The following is a 10,027-nucleotide window of genomic DNA, read 5'->3' as shown; positions in this document are numbered from 1 at the left end:
CCCGCGACCGCGACACGCGCCCCGCCGAGCAGCGCTGGGTGCCCGCGTCCCCCCCCGCCGCCCCCGCCCCCGCGGGGGGGGCCGCCCGCGGCGGGGCGGGCGCGCCGGGCGCTCGGCTCGGCGCCGACCGCGACGAGCTCCGGGGCGTAGGCCTCGGAGTCCTCGCCGGCCTCCGTGGCCGCGGAACCGGCCTCCTCGGCGGCGGACTGGTCCATCGCGCCCTTGGTCTGCAGCGGGACCTCCTTGATGAAGACCACGAGCAGGAAGGCGACGAGTGCGGCGCACGCGCCGATGAGGAAGACGTCGGCGATGCCGTGCCCGTACGCGGCCTCGAGGACTCCGCGCAGGGGCTCGGGCACCTGGTCCATGTCGGGGATCTCGCCGGAGCCGCCCGTCGCGCCCTGCGCGAGCTCGGCGCCCTTCGGCCCCAGGTTCCGCAGGCCGTCCTCGACGTAGTCGGGGATCCGGTGCGCCAGGACGGCGCCGAGCGCGGAGACGCCGATCGCGCCGCCGAGCGAGCGGAAGAACGTCACCAGCGAGCTGGCGGAGCCCAGGTCGGCGGGGGCCACCTGGTTCTGGGTGCAGAGCACGAGGTTCTGCATCATCATGCCGACACCGACGCCCATCACGGCCATGAAGACGGCGACGTGCCAGTACTCGGTGTCGTACCGGATGGTGCCCAGCAGCCCGAGCCCGGCGGTGAGCAGCAGGGCGCCGGAGACCAGCCAGCCCTTCCAGCGACCGGTCCTGGTGATGATGAGGCCGGAGAGGGTCGACGAGACGAACAGGCCGCCGATCATCGGGATCGTCATGACGCCGGCCATCGTCGGCGACTTGTCGCGCGCCAGCTGGAAGTACTGGCTGAAGAAGATGGTGCCGGCGAACATCGCCACGCCCACGAAGAGCGAGGCCACCGAGGACAGGGCCACCGTGCGGTTGCGGAACAGCCGCATGGGGATGATCGGCTGGGAGACCTTCGACTCGACCAGCACGAACAGCAGGACGAGCACGAGCGCGCCGCCCGTCATCGCGTAGGTCTGCCACGAGTTCCAGTCGTACTTGTCGCCCGCGAACGTGACCCACAGGAGCAGCAGGCAGACGGCGGCGGTGGAGAGGAACGCGCCGCCCCAGTCGATCTTCACGTTGTCGCGCTTCACGACCGGCAGGTGCAGCGTCTTCTGCAGCACGACCAGGGCGACGAGCGCGAACGGCACCCCCACGTAGAAGCACCAGCGCCAGCCGAGCCAGTCGGTGTCGGTGATGACGCCGCCCAGGAGCGGGCCGCCGACGGTGGCGACGGCGAACGTGGCGCCGAGGTAGCCGGAGTACCGGCCCCGCTCGCGCGGCGCGATCATCGTGGCCATGACGATCTGCGCCAGGGCCGACAGACCGCCGGTGCCGATGCCCTGGAACACGCGGCAGACGATCAGCCACTCCGCGGACTGGGCGAGCCCCGCCGCCGCCGAGGCGAGCACGAAGATCACCAGCGCGACCTGTACCAGCACCTTCTTGCTGAACAGGTCGGCGAGCTTGCCCCACAGCGGGGTGGTGGCGGTCATCGACAGCAGCGAGGCCGTGACGACCCAGGTGTAGGCCGACTGGCCGCCGCCGAGCTCGGCGATGACCTCCGGCAGGGCGTTCGAGACGATCGTGGAGGACAGGATCGCGACGAACATGCCCAGCATGAGGCCCGACAGGGCCTCCAGGATCTGGCGGTGGGTCATCGAGACCCCGGCCTGGTGGTCGGTGCGCCCGCGCTTGGCGTGCGCGGGCGCCGCCGCTGTGGTCGATGCCATGAAGGTCCTTCCGAGGTGCTGCGGGGGAGGTGCTGCGGGTGTGGGCGCGTCAGGCCCGGGCGGGGACGGCGGCGCGGGCGGACGTCGGGCACTCGGCGAAGCTGCCGTGCAGCCGGGCCATGAGCTCCGTCAGGCGGTCGATCTCGGCGTCGTCCCAGTCGCCCATCCGCTCGGCGAGCAGACCGGCGGTGGTCGCGGAGATCTCCTCGAGCTTGCGGCGCCCCTCCGAGGTCAGGCTGAGGATCCACGACCGCCGGTCGTCCGGGTCGGGCGTGCGCTCGACCCACCCCTGCTCGACGGCGTGGGACGCGTGCCGACTGGTGACGGACGGGTCCAGCCACAGCAGGTCGGCCAGGCGGCTCAGCCGCATCGGCCCCTGTCGCCGCAGGGTCGACATGACCGCCGTCGGCCCGACGGCGCAGTCGTGCGGCAGGTTGCGCACGATGGTGCGCTTGACGACGCCGACGGCGCGCAGCTGGCGCTGGAGCTCCTCGTACCGCGCGTGCTCAGGCATGCTCGCCCACCCCCATGTTGGTTGCGGGGAGCAAACATAAAAAGGTTGCCTGCTGAAATCAAATGGATGTCAGGGAGTGGTCGTGCGGCGCCGCGCCTCGCGCGCCATCGTCGCCATCGCGCGGACCCCGTACCGCAGGTGCACCCGCTGGGGGCGGCCGCCGCGCGTCAGGGCGTCGGTGCCCCCGTCGCAGTAGACGACCTGGCCGGTCGTGAAGCGGTTCTCCCGGGAGACCAGGAAGGCGAGCAGGTCGGCCACCGGGGCGACGGGCCCCGGCGCGCCGAGGGGCTGGGGGAGCGCCGTCTCCAGGAGGACCCGGTCGCGCTCCCAGGTGCGGGTCACGACGTCCGTGGCGACGATCCCCGGGGCCACGGCGTTGAGCACGATGCCGTCGCGGGTCCACTCCGGCGACACGGCGGTCGACCGTGTCCACAGGTTGAGGGCCGCCTTGCTGGACCGGTAGAGCTGGCTGCCGCGCCCGGTGCGGACCAGCCGGCGCGCGACGGCGAGCGCGCGCCGCTCGTCTCCGCTGCGACAGGCGCCGACCAGCGCCCCGCTGCCGCGGTTCAGGGTCGACGACGACGAGACGACGACGGCGGCGGGGGCGTCAGAGGCCGCCAGGAGGTCGCGCAGGCCCTCCAGCACGGCGGTGGCGCCGAAGTAGTTCAGCGCCACCGTCTCCGGCCGGGGCGCACCGGCCCCGGCCGCCGCGACGACGCCGTCGACCCGCCCGCCGCTGAGCGACCGCACCCGCTCGACCAGGTCCGCCCGGCCCTCGGGGACGGTGAGGTCGGCGGGGACGTCCACCTCGTCGGTCAGGCCGCACGTGATCACCCGCCCGCGCGCGGCGAGCAGGTCGGCGACCGCCCGGCCCAGGCCGGAGTCGGCGCCGGTGACGACGTACGTGCGCGGGGCCGGCACGGCGGTCGTCAGGCGTCGCCGAGCGCGCCGTCGACGAGCTCCTTCGCGGCGGCCTGCACCTCGGCGAGGTGGTCGGCCGACACGAAGGACTCGGCGTAGATCTTGTACACGTCCTCCGTGCCCGACGGGCGGGCCGCGAACCACGCGTCCTCGGTGGTCACCTTGAGTCCGCCGATCTTCGCGCCGTTCCCCGGCGCCTCGGTGAGCGTCGCGGTGATGTCCTGCCCGGCGAGCGTCGTGGAGGCGACCTCGTCGGGGGACAGGGCGGACAGGCGTGACTTCTGCGCGCGCGTGGCCGGCGCGTCCACGCGGGCGTACCAGGACTCGCCGTAGCGGTCGACGAGGTCGGCGTGGTGCTCCGACGGCGTGCGGCCCGTCGTCGCGATGATCTCGGAGGCGAGCAGCGCGAGCAGCAGGCCGTCCTTGTCGGTGGACCAGACGCGGCCGTCGCGCCGCAGGAACGACGCTCCCGCCGACTCCTCGCCCCCGAACCCGACCTCCCCGTCCAGCAGGCCCGGCACGAACCACTTGAAGCCCACCGGTACCTCGACCAGCTGCCGGCCCAGGCCCGCCACGACACGGTCGATCAGCGCCGACGACACGAGCGTCTTGCCGACCGCCGTGCCCCCCGGCCAGCCCGGCCGCGCGCCGCCGTACAGGTACTCGATCGCGACGGCCAGGTAGTGGTTGGGGTTCATCAGCCCGGCGTCGGGCGTGACGATCCCGTGCCGGTCGGAGTCCGCGTCGTTGCCGGTCGCGACGTCGTACGGCGCGTCTCCCGACATCTTCTCCACGAGCGACGCCATCGCGTACGGGGAGCTGCAGTCCATGCGGATCTTGCCGTCCCAGTCGAGCGTCATGAACGACCAGCGCGGGTCCACCTGGGGGTTCACCACGGTGAGGTCGAGGTCGTACCGCTCGCCGATCGCGCCCCAGTACTCCACCGACGCGCCGCCCAGCGGGTCCGCGCCGATGCGCACGCCGGCCGAGCGGATCGCGTCGAGGTCGACGACGTTCGGCAGGTCGTCCACGTACGTGGTGAGGAAGTCGTGCTTGTGGGTGGTCTCGGCGGCGAGCGCGTCCTCGAGCGCGACCCGTCGCACGGAGGCCAGGCCCCCGGCGCGGAGGATCTCGTTGGCGCGGTCCGCGATCCAGCCCGTCGCCTCCGACCCGGCGGGGCCGCCGTGCGGCGGGTTGTACTTGAAGCCGCCGTCGCGCGGCGGGTTGTGCGACGGCGTGACGACGATGCCGTCCGCGAGGCCCGGCCCCTGCGTGCGCACGCCGTCGCCCGTCGTCGCCCCGTTGTGGATGAGGATCGACTGCGACACGGCGGGCGTCGGCGTGAACGAGTCGCGCGCGTCGACCATCACGGTGACGCCCGCCGCGGCCAGCACCTCCAGCGCCGTCTGCCACGCCGGCAGGGACAGGGCGTGCGTGTCCCGGCCGATGAACAGCGGGCCGTCCGTGCCCTGCGACGCCCGGTACTCGACGATCGCCTGCGTGATCGCCGCGATGTGCGCCTCGTTGAACGCGGTGTCCAGGCTGGAGCCGCGGTGCCCGGACGTGCCGAACACCACCTGCTGCGCCGGGTCGGCGACGTCCGGCACGAGGTCGTAGTACGCCCCCACCACCTTGTCGACGTCGATGAGGTCGATGTCCTGGGCCGGCTTCCCCGCGCGCTCGTGCATGGGTCGATCTTGCCAGTCGTCGTGGCCGGGTGTCAGGGCGGGCCCCCGTCCGTCAGCGCCGGAAGTCCGCCTTGCGCACCAGCCCGTGCACGCCCACCGTGCGGTCCACGACCTGCGAGACGGCGAAGTCGGCCGCCGCGGACAGGTAGGCGTACGCGATCGCGCGGTCCAGGCCCTGGTCGTGCTCGAGGAAGTCGAGGGCGTTGACGACGGCGCGCCGCATCGCGACGTCGAGGTCGGAGCCGTTGCCGCCCACCGCGCCGTCCGGGTCGGACAGGCCGATGGGGATCCAGGCGTCGGCGGTCTCGGCGAACGGGTACGAGTACGCGACGGAGGGCGCGTCGCCCGAGCCCGGCTTGCACACGGTGAGGCGGAACGTGCCCCGCAGCGAGCCCTCCATCGCGGTGAGCGCCACCTCCCCGTCGCCCATCGCCATGTGCGGGTCGCCGACGTAGAACAGGGCGCCCGGCGCGCGCACCGGGAGGTAGAAGGTGGAGCCCGCGCCCAGCCGGCTGATGTCGATGTTGCCGCCGCCCAGCGTGGGCGGGATCGAGTTCGCCTCGGGGGCCGTGAGCCCCGTGTTCTCCGAGAACGCGACGCCCATCGTGCCGAAGAAGTACCGCAGCGGGAACGACACGCGCGAGCGGCCCTCGCCGATGGTCGCCCTGCCGCCGCGGATCTGCGCGAGCACGGACACGTTGCCGTACTCGGTGGGGACGCCGGTGGCGCGGCCGTCCGTCGCGACGGGAGGCATCACCTCGTCGAGCGTGATGCCGGCGGGCGCGCCCGAAGCGGTGAGCGCCAGCGCGCCCTTGCCGTGCCGGGACGAGATGACGCCGTACGGCACCCGCGGGACGACGTCGAGCGTCTCGATCTTCAGCACGTCGCCGGGCTCGGCGCCGTCGACGTGCACGGGGCCGGTGATGACGTGCGGGCCGTCGGTGTCGAAGTCCCGCGGGGTGCGGTCGTAGCCGCCGGCGATGGCGACGGCGTCGTCCAGCACCTCGCGGCGTCGGACGCCGCGCTCGCCGAACCACGCGACGGGGTCGCGGCCCTGGTCCTCGAGGATGCCCTCGTGCGACACCGAGTCGATGGTGATCGTGCGGCCGGACCGGACACGCGTGACGGCGGTCGCGTGCACGGAGGGCACGTAGCCCCACAGGACGTCGTCGACGTCGGAGCGCAGGTAGTGCTCCCCGCGGATGCGGCCCTGGCCCGGCTGCAGGATGCCGCCGAAGCTGCCGGCGCCGCCCCGACCCGCCGCGGTGGTGCCGCCCGAGGTGGCGGCGGCGGGGACCGCCGCGCCGACCGTCAGCGCTGCCCCGGCGCCCACGCCGGCCGCGGCCTGCAGGAAGCGCCGGCGCCCGAGGCCGGCGGTGAGGGTCTCGGCAGCGTCTCGTCCGTCGTGCATGGTGCTCCTCCTGAGGTCGACTGGGCCCGACGGTAGGGAGCCCGCATGACGCCCGTGTTCGGGACGGATGTCCGCCCGGTAACGGGCGGACCTCGTTCGCTGGGCGTTTGCCGGGGGCACTCTGACGTTCGGCTGCCCGGCGTCTCGACGTCACCGGACGGTTGCCTCGGCCGCCTACCGTCGTCGCCATCGGCATGCCGGAGCGCCCTGACGAGGGCGTGTACTCGATCCGCTCTCTCACGACCCCGGAGGAAGTACATGAACCCCCGCAGCATCCGCCAGGCCTGTGCCGCCGCCGGCGCCGCCTCGCTCGTCGGGCTGGTCCTCGTGGCGCCCGGCGCCGCGGCCGCGCCGTCGCCCGACCCGGCCGAGCTGAAGGCGGCCGCGGCCGCCCAGCGCGTCCAGGCCGGCCTGTACACCGGCCACGTCGAGGTCGTGCGCGGCGAGGCCGCCGACCCCGAGGTGCTCGCCGGCACCGTGTTCCACGACAAGGACGAGGACTCCACCCAGGACAAGGGCGAGAAGGGTGTCGCCGGCGTCCAGGTGTCCAACGGTCGCGACGTCGTCACGACCGACGGCAAGGGGCGCTACAGCCTCCCTGCCTTCGACGACATGACGGTCTTCGTCACCCAGCCCGCGGGCTACCAGGTGCCGGTGGACGAGAACGCCATCGCCCAGTTCAGCTACAACCACCTGCCCGAGGGGTCGCCCGACCTGAGGTACGGCGGCCTCGAGCCCACCGGGCCGCTGCCGCAGGCCGTCAACTTCCCCCTCGGGAAGTCGAAGGCGACCGGCAAGGCGAAGCAGAGCTGCCCGATCGCGGCCGACACCCAGACGTACGACCTCACCCAGGTCGGCTACGCGCGGGACGGTGCCGTCGCGGACCTCATGGCCCGCGACGACTACGCGAGCTGCGGCGTCCTGCTGCTCGGCGACAACGTGGGCGACGACCTGAGCCTGTACCCCGAGCTCAAGGACATCTACGCCGCCGCGAACGGCCCGGTCCGCATGGCGCCCGGCAACCACGACATGGACTACGACGCCGCCGACGACTCCCGGGCCCTGGACACGTTCCGCCAGGAGGTCGGCCCCGGCTACTTCTCCTACGACGTCGGGCAGGCGCACGTCGTCGTCCTCGACAGCATCGTCTACAAGGGCGCCAAGCAGGACGGCACGAACGGCGGCTACTGGGAGCAGATCGACGACCAGCAGCTCGCCTGGCTCGAGGCCGACCTCGCCGAGGTGCCGAAGAACAAGCTCGTCGTCGTCGCGACGCACGCACCGATCGTCGACCACCGCCAGGTGATCGTGGACAACGCCCCGGCGCTGTACGACGTGCTGCGCGGGCGCAACGCGGTGACCGTCGGCGGGCACACGCACATGCTGGAGAACCTGCTGCCGGGCGACACCCGCGCGGAGTGGCGGGCGGGCGGCGTCGAGGAGCTCGAGCACACCCAGCTCGTGGCCGGCGCGGTCTCCGGCGACTGGTACTCCGGCGGCCTCGACGAGCAGGGCCTGCCCTACGCGTACATGGCCGACGGCGCCCGGCCGGGTGTCCTCACCCTGGACCTCGACGGCAACGCGTTCGCGGAGCGGTACACGATCCGCGGGGAGCAGGACGACCTCCAGCTCGCCCTCGGCGTGAACACGCCGCACTGGCGCGACTGGGCCGGCCAGGCGCTCGCGTGGCGCGACGGCGGCAAGGAGGGCGACGCGCCGGCGCTCGGCGACGAGCGGCTGGTGAGCGCCGACGACCTCGCCGGCGACAGCTGGCTCACCGCCAACTTCTACGCCGGCTCGTCCGCCGCGAGCGTCGAGGTGTCGATCGACGGCGGCGCCGCGATCGAGGCCGAGCACACGCAGCCGATGACGGGCGAGTCGCTGCGCACCGGCTGGGAGTACTCCGACCCGACGGCGGCCACGCGCAACCTGCTCACCAGCGGGAACGCGACGCGGTCGAACGCGCACCTGTGGCGGCTGCCCCTCCCCGAGGACCTCGGGGCGGGCACGCACGCCGCGACGGTGACGGCCGTCGACGACCACGGCCGGGAGTTCACCGACACCCTGCGGTTCACGGTGGCCGACGACCTGCCCGCCGCGACCGCGACCGTGCTGCGCGGCGACGTGCCGAGCGACGACGCGCCGGTGCAGCCGGCGCCGCAGGGCCCCGCCGACCCGGCGGAGCTCAGTGCCCGCTGACCGGCATCACCGACCTGCTCAGTCGAAGTAGGTCGGCACGTCCAGCGGGCCGCCGTGCGCGACGAACTCGTCGTGCACGGCGGTCCGCAGCGCGTCGTCGGTGAGGTACTCCAGGGCGGTGAGGGCCAGCCCGACGGCGCCGTCGACGGCGGCGGGCACGGCCGCCGGGCCGCCGGCGGCGTCGGCGAACTCGGCGGTGTGCAGGGCGACGTCGGGGGCCGAGACCTGGATCAGCGGGTGCATGCCGGGCACGCGGAACGACACGTTGCCGAAGTCGGTGGACGCGGCGAGCGTCTCGGACACGACGCCGGGGGGCAGCGGGTCGCGCCCGCGCCGGCGCTGCGCCGCCACCCAGCGCTCCGTGAGCGCCGCGTTGGTGCGGACGGGCAGGCTCGGCAGGGCGCCGTCGTCCCACACGATCTCGACCTCGGTGCCGGTCATGAGCGCCGCACCGCGCGCGACGTCGTCGAGCCGCGCGGACAGGTCGCGCAGGGTGTCCGGATACTTCGACCGGGCGTAGAGCCGCATCACCGCGCGCTCGGTGATGATGCTGGGCCGGGTGCCGCCCTCGACGACGGTCGCGTGCACGCGGTCCACCGGCGGCAGCTGCTGCCGCAGCAGGCCGATGCCCTGGTAGGCGAGGTTCGCGGCGTCGAGCGCGTTGCGCCCCATGAACGGCTGGGCGGACGCGTGGGCGGGGCGGCCCGTGAACGTCCAGGTGAGCAGCCGCCGCCCCAGCCACACCTGCTCGGCGACGTCCTGCCCGTACGGGTGCACCATGATCGCCGCGTCCACGTCGTCGAACGCACCGGCTCGGGCCAGCACCTCCTTGCCGGAGCTCCCCTCCTCGGCGGGGGTGCCGAGCAGGACGACGCGACCCGCGGGCGCGCCCGCCGAGGCGAGGACTCCGCGCAGCGCGAGGAACGCGCCCACCCCGGCGGCGGCGATGACGTTGTGCCCGCAGGCGTGCCCGATGACGGGCAGCGCGTCGTACTCCGCGCAGATCGCGATCGTCGGGCCGTCGCCGGCTCCTGTGAGCTCCGCGCGGAACGCCGTCGGCACGCCGTGCGCGCCGAGCTCGGCGTCGATCCGGTGCCGGGCCAGCACGTCGACCAGCAGGGCGGCGCTGCGGTGCTCCTCCCAGGCGGGCTCCGGGTCGGCGTGCAGGCGTTCGACGACCTCCCGCAGGTCGGGCTCCAGGGCCTCGGCCGCGCGCTCGACGGCGTCCGCGACGGCGGCGGGCAGCAGCGAGGGGGCGGCGTCGGACGGCGGGGCCGCCCGCCGGCGCTCCTCGCTCTCGTGGAACAGGTGGTCGAGGTAGGCGGTGCTCGGGCGGGCGGGCTGCGTGGCGTTCGCGTCGGGCACGGTCATGTCAGGCATCGTAGGGAAGCCGGCGCGGCGCCCGGGAGGAAACGCGCGAATCTCACGATGCGGACGAATGCCTCGCGACGGATGACCGGGGCCACTACGTTCGGGCGGACACGCCCGCGGTGGCGGG

General features: G+C 74.0%; 7 protein-coding genes. 1 reads left to right on the top strand and 6 read right to left on the bottom strand.

Annotation, left to right across the window (positions count from 1 at the left end; all coding sequences use genetic code 11):
* From ACFQ8T_RS17800 to ACFQ8T_RS17780, 5 genes are all read right to left on the bottom strand, one after another.
* A partial coding sequence (locus ACFQ8T_RS17800; RefSeq protein WP_430547814.1) for an MDR family MFS transporter occupies positions 1 to 1,796 on the bottom strand: 1,796 nt, incomplete at its 3' end.
* Between the two features lie 49 nt (positions 1,797 to 1,845).
* A complete protein-coding gene (locus ACFQ8T_RS17795; protein WP_430547813.1) occupies positions 1,846 to 2,310 on the bottom strand; it encodes a MarR family winged helix-turn-helix transcriptional regulator in 465 nt (154 codons plus the stop codon).
* Positions 2,311 to 2,379: 69 nt separating this feature from the next.
* Positions 2,380 to 3,231: an SDR family oxidoreductase gene (locus ACFQ8T_RS17790; protein ID WP_430547812.1), complete on the bottom strand. Its 852-nt coding sequence runs from the start codon at positions 3,229 to 3,231 to the stop codon at positions 2,380 to 2,382.
* Positions 3,232 to 3,239: 8 nt separating this feature from the next.
* On the bottom strand, positions 3,240 to 4,919 hold the full coding sequence (gene pgm, locus ACFQ8T_RS17785; RefSeq protein ID WP_430547811.1) for a phosphoglucomutase (alpha-D-glucose-1,6-bisphosphate-dependent): 1,680 nt from the start codon (positions 4,917 to 4,919) through the stop codon (positions 3,240 to 3,242).
* A gap of 52 nt (positions 4,920 to 4,971) precedes the next feature.
* Positions 4,972 to 6,330, bottom strand: a complete 1,359-nt coding sequence (locus ACFQ8T_RS17780; RefSeq protein ID WP_430547810.1) for an acetamidase/formamidase family protein — start codon at positions 6,328 to 6,330, stop codon at positions 4,972 to 4,974.
* A 258-nt stretch (positions 6,331 to 6,588) separates the two neighbouring features.
* Here ACFQ8T_RS17780 and ACFQ8T_RS17775 point away from each other — a divergent pair, with 258 nt between their 5' ends.
* A complete protein-coding gene (locus tag ACFQ8T_RS17775) occupies positions 6,589 to 8,529 on the top strand; it encodes a calcineurin-like phosphoesterase C-terminal domain-containing protein (protein WP_430547809.1) in 1,941 nt (646 codons plus the stop codon).
* Between the two features lie 18 nt (positions 8,530 to 8,547).
* Here ACFQ8T_RS17775 and ACFQ8T_RS17770 read toward each other — a convergent pair whose 3' ends face one another.
* Entirely contained in the window at positions 8,548 to 9,900 is a 1,353-nt protein-coding gene (locus ACFQ8T_RS17770) for a M20 family metallopeptidase (protein ID WP_430547808.1), read from the bottom strand.
* Positions 9,901 to 10,027: the final 127 nt, after the last annotated feature.

This window comes from Isoptericola sp. NPDC056618 (assembly GCF_042792715.1).
GTDB classification, from domain to species: Bacteria; Actinomycetota; Actinomycetes; order Actinomycetales; family Cellulomonadaceae; genus Isoptericola; species Isoptericola nanjingensis.
This window is presented reverse-complemented; position numbering and strand designations above follow the sequence as displayed.

Coding starts and splice junctions, on each gene's coding strand:
- ACFQ8T_RS17780 (WP_430547810.1), bottom strand. CDS start 6,330: ATGCACGACGGACGAGACGCTGCCGAGACCCTCACCGCCGGCCTCGGG.
- ACFQ8T_RS17795 (WP_430547813.1), bottom strand. CDS start 2,310: ATGCCTGAGCACGCGCGGTACGAGGAGCTCCAGCGCCAGCTGCGCGCC.
- ACFQ8T_RS17770 (WP_430547808.1), bottom strand. CDS start 9,900: ATGACCGTGCCCGACGCGAACGCCACGCAGCCCGCCCGCCCGAGCACC.
- pgm (WP_430547811.1), bottom strand. CDS start 4,919: ATGCACGAGCGCGCGGGGAAGCCGGCCCAGGACATCGACCTCATCGAC.
- ACFQ8T_RS17775 (WP_430547809.1), top strand. CDS start 6,589: ATGAACCCCCGCAGCATCCGCCAGGCCTGTGCCGCCGCCGGCGCCGCC.